The organism is Aerococcus sp. HMSC10H05 (assembly GCF_001806975.1).
GTDB classification, from domain to species: domain Bacteria; phylum Bacillota; class Bacilli; order Lactobacillales; family Aerococcaceae; genus Aerococcus; species Aerococcus viridans_B.
The window spans coordinates 1-20,450 of the sequence record NZ_KV786966.1; the positions used below are offsets into that span (position 1 = coordinate 1).

A 20,450-nucleotide genomic window follows, 5' to 3' on the forward strand; every position below is an offset into this window, starting at 1 on the left:
TACAGTATTTGAAGAGACGTGATACCGTTGTTCGATATGCCTCATTGACTGTGTCTCTGTAAAGTTGTTTCATCAGAAGGATAGGCTAAATTTACATCGATATCTGTCTTATGGTGTGTTAATAAATTTCTCAGTTGCCTAATTTGATCCAAAAAATGGTGATTGCGTTTAATGATCTGATTTGTTTTAGCCAATTCTTCTACACACTGGAAGAAGCTAGCATCATCCTTATCAAGTAAAGTTTTCATCGTTTGATGTAAGGCATTAAAGTGGCTGATAAAGGCTACAGTTAAAGCATAAGGTTGATCTTTCCAAATGTCACTTGTATAGTTACTGGTCATCGTAAAATAACCTCCTTCAATTTGCTAAATATTTACCTCGATTATAACAAATAGCGCATGAAATATTAAATTGCAATCATCATGAGCAAAAAACTAGCGTTTTGAATAGAAAGCATTTATAATCATTGGTTGTATTGATATATTTTAATGTTATATTTTGAAACTTATGTTGTTGTAGGTTTTATTTATCGGTACGATTGAAATCAATGATGTTAAAGTCACAGCACCAGATATTAAGAAACAAGATGCTTTCGCTTTGAGACAGCAAACTGCCATGGTATTTCAACACTATAACTTATTTAGAAATAAGACAGCCCTAGAAAATGTTACCTTATCTTTAATCTCAAATAATGTAATGAAAAAAGCGGATGCGGAAGCTTTCGCTGAAAAATTACTTAAACAAGTAGGTTTATCCAATCAAAAAGACCAATATCCGATTACATTATCTGGAGGTCAACAGCAACGGGTAAGTATTGCCCGAGCGCTTGCAGTACAACCAAAAGCGATTTTACTAGATGAGCCGACCTCTGCATTAGACCCTGAACTAGTTCATGAGGTACTTGAGACAATTGAACAATTGGCAAAAGGCCATACGACATTGGTTATCGTTACACACGAAATGAATTTTGCCCGTAAGGTAGCGGACCGGGTTGTCTTTATGAATGATGGTGTAGTTGTTGAATCAGGTCGCCCGGAGGAAATATTCACCAATCCTAAAGAAGAGAGAACTAAGCAATTCCTAAAAGAGTATATTGGGGTAAATGAATACTTGATCTAGAATACTGAATATTCATACAAAAAACTTTTAATAATTTAAAAGTATAAGGTTGTATATTATTGAACTTACTAATTGACTTTTAAAAAGTAAGCATGTAAACTAGAAATAGTTCTAATTGGAACTTATTATAAAAATGGATTTAGGAGGAGTAAAATGAAACATGTCAGATTTTAAAGACTTATTAACTAAACGTCGTTCTCAATACGCTATTGGAGCTAATACAGATGTAACTGCTGCAGATGTGACTGCTGCTTTGAATGAAGTAATTCCACAAGTTCCAAGTGCATTTAACTCACAAGCAACTCGTGTTGTAGTGGTTTCTGGTGAAAACAATGTTAAACTTTGGGAATTAGTTAAAAATGTTCAAAAAGATGTATTAGATGAAGCAACATTAAATTATATGACACCAATCATGGATGGTGCACGTGATGCTGTTGGTACAATTTTATTCTTTGAAGATCGTGACGCAGTCGAATCAGGTATCCCAGCTAATGAAGAACGTCGTTTAATTTATAAAAACCATGCATCTGCTAATGCACAATTAACCACTTGGTTAACATTAACTGAATTAGGTTTAGGTGCAAACTTACAACACTTCAACATTGGCTACGAACAAGGATTCGATCGTAGCATCCGTGAATTATTAGATCTTTCTGAATCTTGGGAATTGATTGCCCAAATGCCATTTGGTTCAATTGAAGCACCAGCTGCTGATAAAGAAACTATTGCTAGTTCAGAATTAGTGATTGAACGTTAATCATTGACATTTTATAGAAGCTTGCCAACTTGGCGGGCTTTTTCTTTTTTTAAGGTAAAAGTTCGATGTTATAATAGTCATAACATAAACTAGGAGGTCCAATATGCGGAGCGAAGTAATTAAATTATATGAAGACAGAGATGATGTCACTTTAACAACTTATTTATTAGACCCATTCACAACAAATAATGATAACAGAAAGAGACCAGCTATTATTATTTGTCCGGGTGGTTCTTATATGTATTGTTCTGACCGAGAGGCAGAACCTGGAGCTATGGCTTTTAACGCTATGGGATTTAATGCCTTTGTCTTACGCTATTCTGTTTACGGTCAAGGTAAGACGACTGATCAAATTTTAGCTGAAGAACATTTTCCAGTTAAAGAAGAAGTTCTATTCCCGCATGCCCTAAAAGAAACTGCCAAAGTATTTGAGTTAATTCATCAACATGCAACTGAGTGGCAAGTGAATACCGATCAAATTGGTTTAATCGGCTTTTCAGCGGGCGGACATAATACTGGGATGTATAGTAATGTATGGAATAAACCGGTAATTCAAGAAGCAACAAGTTTAACAGGGGACCAGTTGAAACCTGCATTTAATATTTCATCGTATGCACTCACAGATATTGCTTACTATTTTGGTAAAAATGTAGAAAATCCAGATCCAAATGTGCAAGCCTATGCGACTGCTATTTCTCTCGCGTGTTTTGGGAAACCACAACCAACCCTAGAAGAAGTTTCTCAATACTCCATACCAGCTACGGTTAATGCAGATACCCCACCAACTTTTATTTGGGCAACAAGAGAAGACCAAGTAGTGAATGTGCGCGACTCAATTTCCTTTGCTTTAGCTTTAGAAGAAAATGAAATACCATTTGAAATGCATATCTTTCAAAAAGGGCCACATGGTTTGTCTGTAGCTAACGAATCATCAGCTTTATATCCAAATCAAATAAATAAGACTGCAGCACAATGGCTACCATTAGCTGAAAATTGGTTGAAAGAAATTGTCTTACATTGAGTTTATGGATATAGTTATAAGCAAAAAAGTAAATAAGGAAAGTATTCAGTAATGGCAACCCATAAAACTGCGCAATTTAATATTATATATGCCTTATAGCGTTAATTTAATATATGAACTCTTATTATGAAGGCACAGTAGCCCGTAACATTGATTGTAAAATTTCTTGACATTGTTCCTATTATTTCCTAAGATTAGAATTACATGAAAAAATGCGAAATAGAGAGAGGCCGCTAATCACATCAGTATCCGTTTGGAGAAAGGGTTATTAGCCGAAACAGTATGACTTACTGTTGGGGGTGTATTAAAAAAATGCATCACTGCCAAAAAGGAATGCCCAATTCCTTCCAGGAGCGCTTTCTATTTTGTGGGCAAAAGTGATTTCTGTATTCAACCAATACCAAGACGAGCTTTTGCTTGCCTTGGTATTTTTTTATTCTAATTTTAAAAAGGAGCTTTGTTATGAAATCAAAATTATTTCCTAAAAAGTTACGAATGCCAAATGCACTAGTACTTTTATTTGCGATCATGGTCGTCATGATGGTATTAACGTGGATAATTCCTGCAGGTGAGTTTGAACGAACACTTGTTGATGACCGTACGGTATTGGTACCAGATTCATTTCATTTTATTGAATCAAGTCCACAAAATCCCTTCCAATTGGTTTTAGCACTACCACAAGCATTTATTGAGGTTGGTTCGATTGTATTCTTCCTATTCATTACTGGTGGTTCTTTTAAATTAATTAATGAAACAGGGATCCTTGAAGCTTTAATGGGACGTTTAGTTCGTGCTTTAAAGGGCCGCGAAGAAATTTTTATTCCCATTTTAGTCTTCGTTACTGGTTTAGGAGGGGCAACTCTAGGTTTATCTGAAGAAATTATTCTTTTTATTCCAATCGGTATTGCTTTAGCCCGTGCGCTTGGCTATGATGCTATGACAGGAATTGCTGTTTTAATACTTGGTGCTGCTGTCGGATTTAATGCTGGATTTATGAATCCTTTCTCTGTAGGGGTTGCCCAAGCTTTAGCTGAGTTACCTCTATTTTCCGGTGTTGGTTTACGTATTGTTTTATTTGTTGTTCTTTGGGCAGTGACAACGATTTTTATTATGCGATACGCAAAGAAAGTTAAAGCTGATCCAAGTAAAAGTGATGTTGCCGATTTAGAAGCTGCTGATAAAGCACAAGCTGACTATATAGATCTAAATGAACAGGAAATACCAGCATTTTCATCTCGTCACAAATGGATCACACTCGCTTTACTTTTAGGTTTTTCTATAATGATTTATGGTGTATTTCAAATTGGCTGGTTTATTGATGAATTAGGGGCGATGTTCTTTACAATGGCAGTGGTATCCGCATTAATTGGTGGATTACCAACTGGAAAAATAGCTGATACGTTCGTTGCAGGAGCTAGCGAGATGACATTCTCTGTCTTAGCCATTGTATTTGCTCGTGGCATTTTAGTCGTGATGGAAAATGGGATGATTTTAGACACGATTATTTTCTATCTCGTACAAGTAGTCAATATTTTCCCAGCTGTCTTGGGTTCTGTAGGAATGTACGTTATCCAAATTCTAATTAACTTCTTTATCCCATCAGGCTCAGGTCAAGCTGCTGCGACTATGCCAATAATGTTACCGATTGCTGACTCTTTAAATGTTACAAGACAGACAGCTGTACTTGCCTTTCAATTAGGGTCTGGTTTTATGGATGCCATTATTCCAACTTCAGGTGTCCTAATGGCCGAATTATCATTAGCTAAAATACCATATAACAAGTGGTTCAAATGGTTTATGCCGTTATTAGTAATTTACATTCTAATTGGTTTGGTATTCTTAATTGGTGCTCACTTTGTGGGTTATGGTCCATTCTAGAAAGGATTGAAATATATATGACTATAAAAGAAAGATTACACCAAGCAGTTACAAACTTGGAGGATGACTTAAGAGGGTTAAGCGATTATATTTTTGCAAACCCAGAATTAGGACATCAAGAGTTTAAATCTTCGAAAGCACATATTGAATTGCTGGAAAAGCATGGTTTTACAGTGGAAGCACCGTACGCAGGGTTTGAAACAGCCTTTAGAGCAACATTTGATTCAGGTCAGGCTGGCCCTACGATTGCCTACTTGTCTGAATACGATGCTTTACCATCGATTGGTCATGGATGCGGACATAATATGCTAGGTACGGTTGATACAGGGGCAGGTATTGCTTTGTCAAAAGTCATCAATGAAATAGGTGGGCGAGTAGTTGTTTTAGGCACGCCAGCAGAAGAGACAACTGGGACTAAAGTAGATATGGCCAATAGTGGCGTATTTGATGATGTAGATGTCGCTATGTGTACCCATCCCTCAGATGAAAATACTATGTCTGGTACCTCCATGGCTATCCATCCAATTGCTTTTGAATTTTTTGGAAAACCAGCTCATGCTGCTGAGGCACCGGATGAAGGTATTAATGCTTTAGATGCCATGATAAACCTATTTAATAGTATCAATAGTCTACGGCAAGAAATGCGTCCATCTGCTCGTGTTCATGGCATTATAACTCATGGTGGAGACGCAGCTAATGTAATTCCAGATTATACAAGAGCTGAATTCTATGTACGTGCTCTAGATACACCTTATATGAATATATTATCTGAAAAAATTATCAATTGTGCAGAGGCTGCTGCATTGGCTAGTGGCTGTACAATGAAGCATAAAGATTTTGAAAATATCTACAAAGATATGATTACAAATGAAACTTTATCTCAAGCTTACAATAAAAATGCCGGAGAACTAGGCATTGACATGGTGCCTGAAAAAGTGGGGGAAAATGGTTCAATTGATATGGGAGATGTGAGTCATGTTGTCCCTTCAATCCATTCATATTATTCAATTACAGATGGCAAACGTGTTATTGGTCATACACCTGAATTTAGAGACTGTACACAAACACCATTTGCTTATGATATGATGCTGAAAGTTGTTGAAACGTTAGCTAGAACAGGTATTGACGTAATTGAACAACCCCAATTACTTGAAGCAATTAAAGAAGAGTTTCATAATAGATAGTAAAAGAAGGTGGGACAAAAGTCGTTTAGAATTGACGTACTGGACCAAAATGCAGACTTTTGAAACCCGAATTTAATAATAAAAAGAGGCTGAGATATTTTTGTCCCTGCCTCTTTTTATTATTATTTATAGTTTATGAATCTGAACGATCAGCCATCCAACGCTTCTGATGACCACGTGATATACGCATAATTTCAGTATATAGATCAGCGAGTTCTTCTTTTAAACGCTTATCCTCCAAGTACCCCTGAACTTTTTCGATAACAGCTTGCTCTCTATCAGTATCAAGAATTTCTTTATTATTGGCTAACTTTACTTGAGCCACTTGTTCTACCATTTTGGTTCTTTTTTCAAATAATCGAACAATCTCATTATCAATACGGTCGATTTCTTTACGTTCTTTCTCTAACATAGCGTTCTCCTTAAATAAATCTTTTATTTTGTTATTTGATAGTAATCTCTAATAGGTAAATGATATCTATTTTTATCGATTTATAAATTTATATATATATTAAATAAATAGTTGTTTATACAGTGTTTCGTCTAATTCATTATAGATAAGAAGAAAAGTAAAAGCAATCGCGATGCTGTTCTATATTCGCAAGGTAAAACCGTTGACGCAGACCTCAAATATCGTTATACTTTTTAAGTTGAAATTAAACTATATGAAAGGTGGATAGATATGTCAATAGAGTCCATATCTGAAACAAGAGAACAAATAAATCAAAAAATATTGGGTGATATTCGGAACCGGAAACCTGTTTTTTGGGAAAATGACAGTCATATACCTTTCAAAAATTTAAAAGGACAATTAGATGTCTCGGTTCTTGAAATTAAAGATGCTGAAGCACGTTTGAAACGTTTTGCCCCTTTTATTAAAGCAGTATTTGAAGATACTGAAGCGCTTGATGGATTGATTGAATCACCAATTTCTGAAATTGGTCAATTCAAATCTACCTTAGAAAATAATTATGACTTTTCTTTTCCAGGAAAAATGTTACTTAAACGGGATGATTTGCTACCAATTGCAGGTACAATAAAAGCGCGCGGCGCCATTTACGAAGTCCTACGTCATGCAGAAGCCTTAGCATTTGAAGAAAAATTATTATCTGGTTATGATGATGACTACGGTAAATTTGCGACAAAAGCTTTTCAAGATTTTTTTAAACAATATACTGTAGTAGTTGGAACGACTGGTAATCTTGGTATTTCCTCAGGTGTAATGTCAGCGAAAATAGGTTTCAATGTTCAAGTTCACATGTCTCATGAAGCAAAACAATGGAAGAAAGATTATCTTAGAAGTCATGGTGTTCAAGTAATTGAACATAAAACCAATTTTACAGAAGCAGTAGACCAAGGTAGACAATCAGCACTATCTGATCCTTATGCATATTTTATTGATGATGAACACTCCATTCAATTGTTCTTGGGTTACACAACAGCTGCATCGAGATTAGAGCGCCAGTTGAAAGAACAACAAATTATCGTTGATGAAGATCATCCACTAATGGTGTACCTACCATGTGGTGTTGGCGGTAGTCCTGGAGGTATTACTTATGGTTTAAAACAAATTTATGGCGATAATGTTCACTGTTTTTTTGCACAACCAACTCATGTACCGTCTATGTTACTTGGTTTAATTACTAAGAAATTTGCTGATATTTCAGTATATGATTTTGGCATTGATGGGCTAACAGTGATGGATGGCTTAGCAGTTCCAAGAACCTCCCAAATTGTTGCGAAGTTGATGTCAGGAATTTTTGATGGTGGCTACACCTTAACTGATGAAGAGTCTAACCGACTATTAACCGACCTTAAAGATGTTGAAGATATATTTGTTGAACCTGCTGCTACGGCTGGATTAATGGGACCGCAAAAATTGTTTACAACGACTGCCGGTAAAAATTATTTAATCCATAATAATTTAATGGATAAGGTTGATCATATGACGCATATTGCATGGGCTACTGGAGGATCTATGGTTCCAGCAGATGAACAAAAATTATTCTATGAGAAGGCAAAGGCTAACCAATAATAAATGATCTAAAAAGAGAGAGTGACTGAGTTTAAAAACTTCGTCACTCTTTTTCTCTATATAAATTTTATTTAAAGTATATATTATTGCAAAATAATTCTATTTGGATAATTAATTAAAAAACAACTTTGGTTCCTTAAAGTTGTATATTTTGTCATTTTATTTTTTCGAAAAATAAAGTATGTAATATATAATGTGATAAAACTCACATTTTCATGATGATATAAGAAAATAAGTTTGCAATTTTAATTATAAATCGTTTACATTTCATTTCTTATTCAGTATAATATGAAATATAAATAAGTGCACTAATTATTTTTATATTGTGAAATTTGCAAAAAAAATCATTTGAATAAAAAAGTGGAGGATTAATATGAGTCAAGAAAATAAAGTAAAAACAAGTCGTCCTTTCGGCTTGCGCGACAAATTAGGTTATATGATAGGGAATATCGGTAACGATTTAACATTTTTCCTAGCATCAAACTATTTTATGGTATTTTATACGAATGTTATGGGTGTATCTCCAGCGACCGTAGGGACTTTATTTGGTATTGCACGACTAGTTGATGCATTTACAGATGTTGGGATGGGGGTTATTGTCGATAATGCAATGACTACTCGTGTAGGTAAGTTTAAACCTTGGTTACGTAGAATGGCTTTTCCGGTCGGAATTGCAAGCGCTTTGATGTATAATAGTTTCATTGTGGATTGGTCACCAACAGCTAAAGTTATTTATATGTTTATTACTTATTTACTTTGGGGATCAATTTTCTATACTTCTATTAACATTCCTTATGGATCACTAGCATCTGTGGTTTCAGGCAAAGCTGAAGATCGTGCGAATTTATCAACTTTCCGTTCAATTGGTTCAACATTGATCCAATTTAGTTTAGGGTTTGTAGTACCGTTAATTGCCTATAGTGCAGACGGTAAAGTACTTGCAACTAACTTTACTTGGTTAGCTATTGCTTTAGGTTTAGCAGCGGCTGTATGCTACTTATTATGTTACGGCATGGTTGAGGAACGTGTAGAATTACCTCAAGGTGATAAGTTCAGTGCAAAAGCGATGCTTACAGATATACTTGAATTAATCCAAGATCGAGGCTTCCTAGGTTTGATGTTCTCAACAATGTTTATGCTTGCTGGATTAATATCATTAGGTCAATTATTACAATATACGTATTTAGATTTCTTCCAAAACACGAGAATTTTGCCAATTGCGACTGCGGGTATGACCCTAAGTGCTTTAGTAGTTGCGCCATTTGTAAGTACGATTACTAAGAAATTTGGTAAGAAGGAAGCAGGTTCTTTCGCCTTAATTGGTGCAGGTGCGATTTATCTTATTGCCTTTGTATTAAAAATCCAAAGTCCATTAGTATTTGCGATTTTAGTTATTGTTGCAGGTATCGTGATGGGGTACTATATGATGGCGATGTATGCGTTTGTAACAGATGTCATTGATGATTTTTACGTTAAACGTGGTACACGTAAAGATGGAACAATCTACGCAGTATATTCATTTACACGTAAAGTAGGACAAGCAATTGCTGGTTTCCTAGCGGGTGCGTTATTAACAGCAATTGGTTACCAATCAGGCGTTGAACAACAAACTGCTGAAGTAGCCAACAGTATTTATAACGTTGGTACCTTGTTACCTGGCGCCTTACTTCTTGCTGCTGGATTAATTTTGCTATTCATGTATCCATTGAATAAACAAAAAGTGAATGAAAATACACGTATCATTGAAAGTGAAAACCAATAATTTGTTTCATTAGAAACTAACGTCTTTGCTTAAACAATGATGAAACTGCTTATTAATTTGACTCTCTTAGGTAAACTGATCATTTCTATCTGTTTATCTAAGAGCGTTTTTTTATTAACTTACATTACCTAAAATAAATGCCTAATTAAAGCAATTAAACACCGAACATATGCCTTGGTTGGTAATGTTCGGTGTTTTAGTTAATTTGGGTAAGGTCTCAAACAATTGCTTAAATAGTTGCTTTTCTATTAGGGATATCTCGTTAATTACCATAACAACTCGGTAAAATCTTGTTGATAAATGTGTGTTTTAAAGTGACCAGTATCATAAAAATGAAGAAGTTGTACGAATTTTCTAAAAGATTAAAGCGTAAGCGGTAACGACAAAGAGAATACTATAAAGCGTTCCAATTAAATAATATTCAGCAAAACCTTGATTTTCTTCTATCAATTTAAACCGCGCGATCGATTTAGCGGTATAGATTAAACCAATGGAAGAAAGGGCGTTCAATGAAAGAAAGATAGCTGATAAGATCCGTTCTAAGTTACCAATCATTGCGCCTGCTCCTGGTACAGTGACTGTTTCTGTTTGATGATTGGAGTAGTTTTGATATTGGTTAAAGAGTATTTTAAAAGTGATATTTGCTGGTTTAGTGATTAACACAATTAGAAGCATCCATTTCAAAATCAATATTGGTATAACTAGACTAATTTCACCGGATGCTGGAAAAAGATATTGGCTAATGATTAAGATAGCGGCAATATGTAGTAACTGATCAATGAGATAAATGTAGGGCAGTTGTTTTGCTTTAAATGACCAATTACGCTGAATAGTAACTTTTAAAATGTCTATAATGACATGGCTCATCCATATGGTTAAAAATAGCCCAAATAAGCTGATCTGCCAACTGAGTATCCAGGAAATCAATAATAAGAATCCGTGGATAGCCAAATGTTTAGCTAGCGCATGATAGTGTTTATTTTTAGCTTTAGATAATGATTCGCTTTGAAAATGATAATCACCTAGAAAATGGGCGATTAATATGAGAGTAGTTATCGAATTATGAATGAACATCATCCACCTCCTCTATCATATTGATGAGATTTTCCTTAGCCTTCAAATAGATTTTTATATTACCTGCGTTTAGACGTTTGCTAAGTGCTGAAGCCGATAGATTTAACTTTTTAGCAAGCACGCTTTGGTTAAATACTGGCTGATAGATTCCTTCCTCCAATAGACCATTAAAAACATCCAGCTGGTTTCTCGTCCAACTTGATCTTAGTGTATCTGTAAGCAATAGTATCGTATTAATGGTAGTATCTTTTTCTCCTAATCCAATGAATACTTGTCTTAAATTACCACTATAATTGTTGGAAGCAACCTCTTCAATAGCAGCTCTTGCGTGCCAATAAGCAGAGCCGTCTGCTCCTATACTCATCTCTGGGTTGATTTCAGTAGAAATATTGCCATATCCTATCCCGAAGCGAATGGGGTGGTTAATTAAGCGTTGGATATCATCGATAAATTGAAATAGCTGCTCATTTGGTTTTATGAGTACTTGGAATTCATCTCCCAAAGTGATTGTTAGTTTAGAAACGATTATATGTGCGTATTTTTGATTAATGACATAGAAACTTTGAATTAAATTTTCTTGTAATTGGGCTCGGTGAGCAGTTTTTTTAGAATCAATCAGGTCACCGATAATGGCTATGTAGCTCTTATCCATAAGGCACCTCCTTATTTTCCATTATAAAGAAAAATCATATAAATTGCCATTAAAACGGAAATTATTATAAATGTCCGTTATTTAGGAAACTTTATGCATTGCGATAATAAATAACCTCATATGGAATAAAGGGTGATAACATACTACAAGTGTTCGCTAATACATTAATTAATTTTAAGCCCAAGGTGGGCTAGTTACCAAAAGTAAAACTATAAGTTAATTCTTTTGAGTAGCTACTTGACTGATATTAGCCTTAGAGCAATTGGTAAATGTTATTTAAAATGTGGCGATGAGTAAAATTAGCACGGAGTCAATATAGGGTATTGTAATTAGTATAGTTTTGGGGTATTTTATCCTAACTGGTCTACTGACTAATATTTTCTAAGTTTTATGAAGCGCTGGATCAATCTACGCCAGATAAATTTCAAATTGTTGGTGGGGTGGTGGATCATTTGGAGATATGGTAAAGTTGGAAATTTCTTCAAAGGAGAAAACATACAAGCTTGACCAGTCCGATTTATCGAAACAGAAGTTGGATAAAAGTAGGCCTATGGTGCAAGCACAAATGCGAACTATAACGCTGATTCAGGAAAGGTTGCGTAAAAATTTGGTATGTTAGCGTTAGCTGAGTATTTAGGTGATTTATTAGAAAAATTATAAATAATCTTTAAGCAAATGTACCTATTGTCTATGTCCGCTAAGGGCAATTAGCGGACATAGAAGTGTATTTAAATAGCAAACACTTACCCTAGCTTTATTAAACCCGTTTTCCGTTTAAATCTAAAATAGTAGCCCCCAAATACATCATAAGTAGGGGCTTTTAATTATCTTGTTTAAGTAGAGGCATCCTCGTCATAAACTTATAAATCTTTAAGAATTCTTGATTGATCAATGAGATCTTCTATTAACTGACTGGAGGTATTCAAATCTTCATTTAAGTCTTGTGCGTATATTTCAGTCGTTCGAACGCTGGAGTGCCGTAACATTTTTTGAGTTTCACGTAAATTGCCACCGTTGATTAAGCTAAGTGTTGCTGCAGTATGTCTAAGTGAATGTGGCGTAATTTTAGATGAATGTATCCCAACAGCTTCATAAGCGTTGGCTATGACTCTAGAAATGGATCTAGCTGACATACGTCCGCTTTTATTTCGATTGCCATGAGAAGCAAATAGTGGTGACAAATCAGTATTAATCATGATAGCTTGGTCTTCACGAAAACGCGTATACTCACGAATAACTTCTTTTGTTTTTCGCGGTATAATAACAAATTCATCTTTCTCTCGTCGGCCTTTACCTTGAACATAAATAACAGTATTTAAGCCACGGCGTTGCACATCCTCAAAGTTTGCACGACTTAGTTCGACTGTCCGAAGTCCCGTAGTTACAGCTAATAAAATAAGCGCGTAGTTACGTTTGCCAATTAATGTATCTGCCGTTGATTTAAGGTAAGCTAAAAGCTTTTCAACGTCTTCAATGTCTAGTGCGTCTTTAGCATGACCGTGTGGTACTGGAATATTATTATTCGCTTTAGCAACGATATTCTCATATAAATTTTCGCGTTCTAACCACTTAAAGAATTGATTTAGCATGTTGCGATACGTTTTAATAGTGCGGTCTTTATAACGGAATTGGTCTAGTGCTCGACGTTGTTCTTCAGAAAGCTCGTCATAGTCTATATTATTAATTAAGATATAGGTTTTGCTTGGATGATTGATTAAATCATCAAAATAACGTTCGATATCATGGTATGTTGGATGTGTAATTTCTTGTTTTTCAAGATAAATAAAGAATGGTCTGATATTTTTAAGATAGCTTTCCTTCGTATTGTATTGTTTCTGTGATAGATAGTCAGTATATAGTTCATAGAAAGCTTCTTTATCAAAGTAGTTATCCATATTCAAAACTCCTTAAAATGCTATGTTTCATTATACCAAACATATGTTCTAAATCATAGACAGGAGCTAAGAATTCATATAACTATAGCAGTTATAATTGCTTGTAAACATTGCGCGGTCATTGCATTGTGCGCTCAGACATAAAGTTATAAGTTTATACATGTTGTATGTCTTGTAAGTAAAAGAAGTTCATAAACAAGTATACAAGCATATAAGCATATAGATAACAAGATATAAAGACATCAAATAGCTGGGTTGATTATAGTAATTTATTTTACCCTTTAGTTTACATAACATATATTATTTAAAGCTAAATGTTTATTTAATATGGTTCTCTATGTCCACTTTATGATACCCTCTACCGATCATTCACCAGCTTTATTTTGTATTGGCATCAAATAATATCTAATGATATCATAGTCTAAAATAAAAAAGTTAGGAAGATTCTCTATGACAGATACTTTAAAATCTACAAATACTATAGATGTTGATACTGAACAAGTAATTATACGACCTGCTGAATTAGCTGACGCTGCGCAGTTAACTGCAATTTATAATTATTACATTCAGAATACAACTATTTCTTTTAGGATCGCCCTAACTGACGTTTCTTTAAAAGAAGAACAGATAACTGAACGTATAGGCATAAATCCCTTCTTAGTTGCTGATTATGATGGCCAAGTGATTGGTTTCGCTTATACTAGTGATGCTGGTGCGTATGAAGGTTATACCCCATCTAAAGAGCTTACGATCTACTTAGATGCTCATATTCAAGCTAAAGGTATTGGAAGTCGTCTATATAACGCATTAGAAAAAGAAGTTATTGATCATTATCCTGATATTTATAAATTAGTTTCTCAAGTAACTGGTACGAATGAATCATCTCTAAAGTTTCATGAAAAGCATGGATTTAAACAATACGGTATCTGTAGGAATATGGGCTATAAATTCAACAAATGGTTAGATGTTATATATTTAGAAAAAAATCTACGCCCTTTTAATACTTATTAAATTAAATAGAAAAAAACCAGAACGCACGTTCTGGTTTTTTTCTATTAGTTCTGATTATAAGACCAAGTTGTATACTAAGGCAGCTACAATCGCACCGATAATCGGTCCAACAATAGGTACCCAGGCGTAACCCCAGTTTGACCCTCCCTTACCTGAAATTGGTAAGATGGCATGTGCAATACGAGGTCCTAAGTCACGAGCTGGGTTGATGGCATATCCTGTAGGACCACCTAATGAAAGACCGATTGAACCAACGATGATACCAACGATCATTGGGTTTAAACCATCTGCAATCTGGTTTGCACCTACGGCCATAACCCCAACGACTAATACAGCAGTACCAATAATTTCAGTCATTAAATTCCATGTAGGGTTATCGACTTGTGGACCTGTGGCGAAGGTTCCAAGAATTGAACCCTCTTCTTTAGTTGCTTCAAATTGCTCATGATAAGCTAGCCATACTGTCGTAGCACCTAGAACTGCACCAATCATTTGACCAGCAATATAAGGAACCACTTCAGCCCAAGCAAAAGAACCATTCACTGCGAAAGCGATCGTAACTGCAGGGTTTAAGTGCGCAGCTGATAGGAAACCAGAAGCGTATACACCAATAGTAACGGCTAAAGCCCACCCCATAGTGATAACAATCCAACCACTTTCTTTAGCATTTGATTTGTTTAGATTTACACCTGCATTAACCCCACACCCTAGTAATACCAGTAAAAAAGTACCAATTAATTCACCAATAAATCCGTCCATATTAATACCTCCCATAGTTTTATTTATCACAATACATTAGTTTTTATATATCTACACAAAAAACGGATGAATTATTTTAAATATTGTAATTCAGCTTTGGCAATTTCTTCATCTAATGCTGTTTTTTGTTGATCAGCGTTGGCTTTATCTAAACCTAGGTAGTCTACAATTGTTTGGCTAACAGCATCTTTAACCGCAAGCATCTTGTCATGTTGGAATAACATGAAAGTTGTTCGACGTGCGAAGAAGTCTAATGGTGTGTATACGCCTTCTTCTTCCAAGGCATAGATTAAACTGACTGCAATATCTACTGGATAGTTATATTTCGCTGCATATTCCTTAGCTACGGGTAGATATGCAACTACACGATTCATATTTGAACCATATAATTTAGCTAGTTTAAGTGATTGTCCATAAGTTAATCCACGAGCTACCCCCACGTTGGCAAAGTTTTCCATAGCAGTTTCATAGCTATTTGGATCAAATTGACCGCCAGATACTGGGTAAGTGGATGATTGAACTAAATCATAAGATTTACCTGTCATATCAGCTACAACTGGGATGATTCTTTCCATTGCCCCTTTTGCCATTTTACGGTAGTCAGTAATTTTACCTCCTGCGAGGGTGAACAGGCCTGAAGGCGCTACTGATAAATCAGAGCCACGGGATACACTTGAAGGGCTACCGTCGCCACGTTCAGATGTATTAGAACCTAGATCTTGCAACTTGTCTTCTACAGTACTTCGTTCAACTTTTTGCTTACTATAATCATCGAATAAAGTGACTAATTCATCAAATGTCTGTTCTGATAAACGTCCAGCATCTCCACCATTATAGTCAGAAGCATTATTGGAATCAATTAATGGTCTTAAACCAGCCCATGAAGCTTCAATATCGTCAATTGACAGGTTAGCATTAGGGAAGCGATGGTTTACAACACGTAGTAAGTAATCTACATCTTCTTGTGTAACAGTTGGATGTTCAAAGTCACCGGTATAATCAGTATCTGTTGTACCAAAGTAAGTTTTATTTTCTCGTGGTAATACAAAAACCATACGGCCATCTTGTTCACCAGTATCAAAATAAATTGGTTGTGAAACACTTAATTTAGATTGATCAACTACGAAATGCACACCTTTTGTTGGTCGCATTTGTGCAGGTTTTTCATCTGAACCGTCCAATTGGCGAATAGTATCTGACCAAGGACCAGTTGTATTAATCACTACATGAGACTTAACTGTGAATTTTTCACTAGATAATAAATCTTCTACTTGAACAGCGACGATTTTATCATTTTCATATTCGAAACCAACAACTTTAGCATGACTTAATAAATCAGCCCCATCATCATTGGCTTGCTTAATATTTTCAATAACTAATCGTGAATCATTATTGTTGAAATCAAGGTATTTACCACCACCGATTAGACCTTCAGACATTAAATCTGGTTGACGGCTCAATACTTCATCCTTAGATAGCATTTCATTAGCGTATTGAGAATCTTTAACACCAGCAAGTGAGTCATAAATATCCATGGCAATTTGCAAACGTAATGGATTGAAGGTTACTTTGGGTTCATCATATAAAGGCATTAGCATTGGGTCTGGTTGCGGAATATGAGGTGCAATATTATGAACGGTTGCACGTTCAGTAACTGTATCTGAAACAACCTCTAAATCAAAGTTTTTTAAGTACCGAATACCACCATGTACTAATTTAGTTGAGCGACTAGATGTCCCTTCAGAGAAGTCTTGCATATCTACTAAAGCCGTTTTTAGGCCAGATGCAGCCGATTGAATCGCTACACCTGCACCAGTGATACCGCCACCAATAATAAATAAATCATATTGATTATCTTTTAATTGTTTAACTGTTTCTTGTCTATACTTAAATGATAATTTAGGCATTTAAACTAAACCTCCTGTGTATTAGTCGTTTGCTTCTTCTTTAAAATATTGTGAGTAGGCACGCGTAGCACGTACAGCGTTTGTCCAACCAGCGTATAGGTCCTCTTTATGTGAATTATTCATCTTAGGTTCGAAAGTTTGACCTGGTTGTGTGAACGATTTTAATTCATCGATATCTTTCCAGTATCCAACAGCTAAACCAGCTAGATAAGCAGCACCTAAGGCAGTTGTTTCAAGGTTTGCAGCACGAGCGATTTCAATACCTGTAATATCTGATTGGAACTGCATCAAGTAACCATTCATTGCTGCACCACCATCAACTTTAAGCAATGGAATATCGATACCAGTATCCTTATTCATTGTATCAGTAATATCGCGAACTTGGTATGCAATTGATTGTAAAGTTGCCTTAGCAAAGTCAGCCTTTGTTGTTCCCCGAGTGATACCAAAAGCAGCACCACGTGCATCAGAATCCCAGTACGGCGCACCTAAACCAGTAAATGCTGGTACTAAGTAAACTTCATCTTCATTTGTAGATTGATTAGCCAATTCTTCAGTTTCTGCAGCATTTTCAATTAATTCTAAACCATCTCGAATCCATTGAATAGCTGAACCAGCAACGAACACAGATCCTTCTAAAGCGTATGTCACTTTATCACCGATGACAAAACCAACTGTCGTTAATAAGTTATTTTCAGATAATTTCAACTCGCTACCAGCATTCATTACGATAAAGGCACCAGTACCATAGGTTGATTTTACTGTACCTTCTTCTGTAGCTAATTGGCCGAATAAGGCACCTTGTTGGTCCCCTACCATACCAGAAATTGGTACTTCATAGCCATAGAAGTGGAAGCCAACTGTGTGACCATATACTTCAGAGTTTGAGCGAATTTCAGGCATCATCGCTTTTGGAATGTTTAACATTTCTAACATGTCATCATCCCACTCTAGTTTTTCAATGTTCATCAACATGGTACGTGAGGCATTTGAGTAGTCAGTCGCATGGACTTCCCCGTCAGTTAATTTCCAAAGTAACCAAGTATCAATCGTACCAAATAATAATTCGCCTTTCTCTGCACGTTCTTGAGCCCCTTCAACATGGTCTAAAATCCAGCGAATCTTAGTTGCTGAGAAATAAGCGTCGACAACAAGACCAGTATGTTGTTGAATTTTTTCTTTTAGACCTTGATCAATCAAGTTATCACTGATTGGCGCAGACTGACGAGATTGCCATACAATTGCATTATAAATTGGCTTACCAGTCTCTTTATCCCATACTACAGTTGTTTCACGTTGGTTAGTGATACCAATACCAGCAATTTGATCAGGACGTAAACCGCCATCAATAAATGCTCCAGCGATAACTGCCTGTACCGAGTTCCAAATTTCATTTGCATTATGTTCTACCCATCCAGATTTAGGGAAAATTTGCTCAAACTCTTTTTGACTTGAGGCAATAGGTTCTGCTTTATGGTTGTAGATTACTGCACGTGATGAAGTTGTCCCTTGGTCAATGGCCATGATATATTTTTCTTGTTCACTCATTAAAATTCCTCCTAGTAATGAAAAATTTAGCGATAAATAAGCGCTTTCATTACTTAGAAGTATACTCCATAAAAATAATAATTCCTAGAAAATTGATTAATATAAATACAAATGTGCATTACAATATCATAGAAAGTTGACTAGAAAATTAGCTAAAAGCCATGTAAAAAGAAGGATGCGCTTACATAGCCCACCCCTCCTTTTCGCTATTAAGAAAAACAAAATTGTATATACAAGTGATGTTTAAATTTTTCGCCAAGTTGACTTTGAGAATAAAATAATCACTGGATAAATTTCTAGACGCCCGATAATCATTCCTACTGACATTACGAGTTTTGAAAAATTAGACAGAGAAGCATAGTCTTGAGAAGGTCCAAGTAGGTCGAGAGAGCCTCCAATATTTGAAATTGTAGCGATTGTTGCAGAGAATGCAGACGAAAAGTTCAAAGCGTCAAAAGAAAGCACAAGCAATATTATTACAAACACTGCTAAATAAGTCATTAGGTAATAAACAATGCCATAGTGTACATTTTTTTCAATTCTTTTCCCATTATAAGTCATTGGAATAACCCTGTTAGGTGCCAATAGATGTTGGATTTCATGCTTGATTGAGCGTAAGTAAATCCCTATCCTAATGACTTTTAGCCCAGATGCAGTTGATCCAGACATCCCCCCAATAAACATTAATAATAATATTGTTGAATGTGCTGCAATTGGCCACTGTAGAATATCTACTGTAGTATAGGCAGTTGTTGACATAATGGAAACAATATTGAATAGTACATCGTGTATCAAGCGGAATAAATTATCATAGTACGGGATGAGTGCCAAACTAATTATAGCTATTGCAGCTAAGATGATGTAAATATACCACTTTAATTCTTCATCTTTAAAAATTTCTTTCCAACGTCTCTCATAAGCCAAATAAAAGAAGTTAAAGTTCAACCCAAATGTAAACATCGCAATCATCAAGATGGTTTCGACTACCCTTGAATCATAGTGTGCAATAGATGTTGGATAAATGTTAAAACCACCTGTACCAGCTGTACCCATGGACAGTAACATAGATTCAAACCACGGGACCCCAGCAATCCAGAGTAAGACTGTAAATACTATCGTTAGGAGAAGATAAATAAAGTATAAAATATAAATGGATGAAGATACTCTAGATTCTAACTTACCTGTCGTAGGACCTGGTAACTCAGCACGCATTACGTATACACCTTTAGCTCCCATATTAGGCACGATATAGAGAAGAAATATCAACATCCCCATCCCCCCTACCAGCAAGGTAAAGGACCGCCAAAACATTAGCGATTCTGGTAACACGTTTAAAGTATCTACTAGTACACTAGCACCAGTAGTTGTAAAGCCAGAAACGGCCTCGAATAAGGCATCTATATAAGAGTTTACAGCACCTGACAAGTAAAATGGTAAAGCCCCAAACATGGAGATTAAAAACCAAGATAAGGATACTAGGACAAAGCCTTCTCGAGCAAAAAAGACGTCTTTTTCTGGTAGTCTAATTGACATCAATTTACCAACAATGAAGGTGATCAGCATGGAAATTATGAAAGCAACGATTACTTTAAGCTCATTTTGATAAAGAAAAGCTATGAATAAAGATGGTAGCATCAGTAAGGATAAGACCATGAGTAATCGGCCAATTAAATATTGGATATAAGGCCAATTCATTCGCCATCTCTCCTATTCTTTTTCACTACAATTTCATTAAAATTACGAATTTTATCATCTATATCAATAACCAATACATGGTCACCAGGCATGAATATATCATCACCACTTGGAGTGATCATTTCTTTATTTCTAACGATTAAACCTATCATT

The 20,450-nt window shown here is 35.5% G+C and carries 18 protein-coding genes and 1 riboswitch; of the genes, 8 read left to right on the forward strand and 10 right to left on the reverse strand.

Annotated features, from left to right (window positions below; genetic code table 11):
* Positions 1-41: 41 nt before the first annotated feature.
* A complete protein-coding gene (locus tag HMPREF3116_RS02835; RefSeq protein WP_246819031.1) occupies positions 42-341 on the reverse strand; it encodes a DUF4145 domain-containing protein in 300 nt (99 codons plus the stop codon).
* Positions 342-543: 202 nt separating this feature from the next.
* Between HMPREF3116_RS02835 and HMPREF3116_RS02840 the strand changes: the two genes are divergently transcribed.
* From HMPREF3116_RS02840 to HMPREF3116_RS02860, 5 genes are all read left to right on the forward strand, one after another.
* Positions 544-1,119 (forward strand): amino acid ABC transporter ATP-binding protein, encoded by a 576-nt coding sequence (locus HMPREF3116_RS02840; RefSeq protein ID WP_256365713.1) that lies wholly within the window; start codon positions 544-546, stop codon positions 1,117-1,119.
* A gap of 160 nt (positions 1,120-1,279) precedes the next feature.
* Positions 1,280-1,876, forward strand: coding sequence for a nitroreductase family protein (locus HMPREF3116_RS02845; protein ID WP_070467679.1), 597 nt, complete (start codon positions 1,280-1,282; stop codon positions 1,874-1,876).
* 103 nt (positions 1,877-1,979) lie between these two features.
* Positions 1,980-2,897 (forward strand): alpha/beta hydrolase, encoded by a 918-nt coding sequence (locus HMPREF3116_RS02850; protein WP_070467681.1) that lies wholly within the window; start codon positions 1,980-1,982, stop codon positions 2,895-2,897.
* A gap of 216 nt (positions 2,898-3,113) precedes the next feature.
* Positions 3,114-3,264: riboswitch (Lysine riboswitch) on the forward strand.
* A gap of 95 nt (positions 3,265-3,359) precedes the next feature.
* Positions 3,360-4,775, forward strand: a complete 1,416-nt coding sequence (locus HMPREF3116_RS02855) for a YfcC family protein (RefSeq protein WP_070467683.1) — start codon at positions 3,360-3,362, stop codon at positions 4,773-4,775.
* Between the two features lie 17 nt (positions 4,776-4,792).
* A complete protein-coding gene (locus HMPREF3116_RS02860) occupies positions 4,793-5,959 on the forward strand; it encodes a M20 family metallopeptidase (protein ID WP_083272737.1) in 1,167 nt (388 codons plus the stop codon).
* 133 nt (positions 5,960-6,092) lie between these two features.
* On the opposite strand, the gene HMPREF3116_RS02865 is transcribed toward HMPREF3116_RS02860, so the two are convergent.
* Entirely contained in the window at positions 6,093-6,371 is a 279-nt protein-coding gene (locus HMPREF3116_RS02865) for a chorismate mutase (protein WP_070467685.1), read from the reverse strand.
* A gap of 270 nt (positions 6,372-6,641) precedes the next feature.
* On the opposite strand from HMPREF3116_RS02865, the gene HMPREF3116_RS02870 reads away from it, so the two are divergent.
* Both HMPREF3116_RS02870 and HMPREF3116_RS02875 read left to right on the forward strand, forming a co-directional pair.
* A complete protein-coding gene (locus tag HMPREF3116_RS02870) occupies positions 6,642-7,994 on the forward strand; it encodes a D-serine ammonia-lyase (protein WP_070467687.1) in 1,353 nt (450 codons plus the stop codon).
* A gap of 373 nt (positions 7,995-8,367) precedes the next feature.
* Entirely contained in the window at positions 8,368-9,756 is a 1,389-nt protein-coding gene (locus tag HMPREF3116_RS02875; protein ID WP_070467693.1) for an MFS transporter, read from the forward strand.
* 354 nt (positions 9,757-10,110) lie between these two features.
* Here HMPREF3116_RS02875 and HMPREF3116_RS02880 read toward each other — a convergent pair whose 3' ends face one another.
* The 3 genes from HMPREF3116_RS02880 to HMPREF3116_RS02890 form a co-directional block, all read right to left on the reverse strand.
* The gene (locus HMPREF3116_RS02880; protein ID WP_168125770.1) at positions 10,111-10,830 is read right to left on the reverse strand and encodes a DUF3307 domain-containing protein; all 720 of its coding nucleotides are present in this window, start codon (positions 10,828-10,830) and stop codon (positions 10,111-10,113) included.
* On the reverse strand, positions 10,817-11,482 hold the full coding sequence (locus tag HMPREF3116_RS02885; RefSeq protein ID WP_070467698.1) for a SatD family protein: 666 nt from the start codon (positions 11,480-11,482) through the stop codon (positions 10,817-10,819). Before HMPREF3116_RS02885 ends, HMPREF3116_RS02880 begins: the two co-directional genes overlap by 14 nt.
* Before the next feature lie 860 nt (positions 11,483-12,342).
* Positions 12,343-13,377: a tyrosine-type recombinase/integrase gene (locus tag HMPREF3116_RS02890; RefSeq protein WP_070467699.1), complete on the reverse strand. Its 1,035-nt coding sequence runs from the start codon at positions 13,375-13,377 to the stop codon at positions 12,343-12,345.
* A 450-nt stretch (positions 13,378-13,827) separates the two neighbouring features.
* On the opposite strand from HMPREF3116_RS02890, the gene HMPREF3116_RS02895 reads away from it, so the two are divergent.
* Positions 13,828-14,388, forward strand: coding sequence for a GNAT family N-acetyltransferase (locus tag HMPREF3116_RS02895; RefSeq protein ID WP_070467701.1), 561 nt, complete (start codon positions 13,828-13,830; stop codon positions 14,386-14,388).
* A 54-nt stretch (positions 14,389-14,442) separates the two neighbouring features.
* On the opposite strand, the gene HMPREF3116_RS02900 is transcribed toward HMPREF3116_RS02895, so the two are convergent.
* The 5 genes from HMPREF3116_RS02900 to HMPREF3116_RS09130 form a co-directional block, all read right to left on the reverse strand.
* Positions 14,443-15,147, reverse strand: a complete 705-nt coding sequence (locus tag HMPREF3116_RS02900) for an MIP/aquaporin family protein (RefSeq protein WP_070467703.1) — start codon at positions 15,145-15,147, stop codon at positions 14,443-14,445.
* Positions 15,148-15,218: 71 nt separating this feature from the next.
* Positions 15,219-17,054 (reverse strand): type 1 glycerol-3-phosphate oxidase, encoded by a 1,836-nt coding sequence (gene glpO / locus HMPREF3116_RS02905; RefSeq protein ID WP_070467705.1) that lies wholly within the window; start codon positions 17,052-17,054, stop codon positions 15,219-15,221.
* Between the two features lie 21 nt (positions 17,055-17,075).
* A complete protein-coding gene (gene glpK, locus HMPREF3116_RS02910) occupies positions 17,076-18,602 on the reverse strand; it encodes a glycerol kinase GlpK (RefSeq protein ID WP_070467707.1) in 1,527 nt (508 codons plus the stop codon).
* Between the two features lie 243 nt (positions 18,603-18,845).
* Positions 18,846-20,297, reverse strand: coding sequence for a TrkH family potassium uptake protein (locus HMPREF3116_RS02915; RefSeq protein WP_070467708.1), 1,452 nt, complete (start codon positions 20,295-20,297; stop codon positions 18,846-18,848).
* On the reverse strand, positions 20,294-20,449 hold the full coding sequence (locus HMPREF3116_RS09130; protein ID WP_246819032.1) for a TrkA C-terminal domain-containing protein: 156 nt from the start codon (positions 20,447-20,449) through the stop codon (positions 20,294-20,296). The genes HMPREF3116_RS02915 and HMPREF3116_RS09130 overlap by 4 nt, the downstream gene beginning before the upstream one ends.
* Position 20,450: the final 1 nt, after the last annotated feature.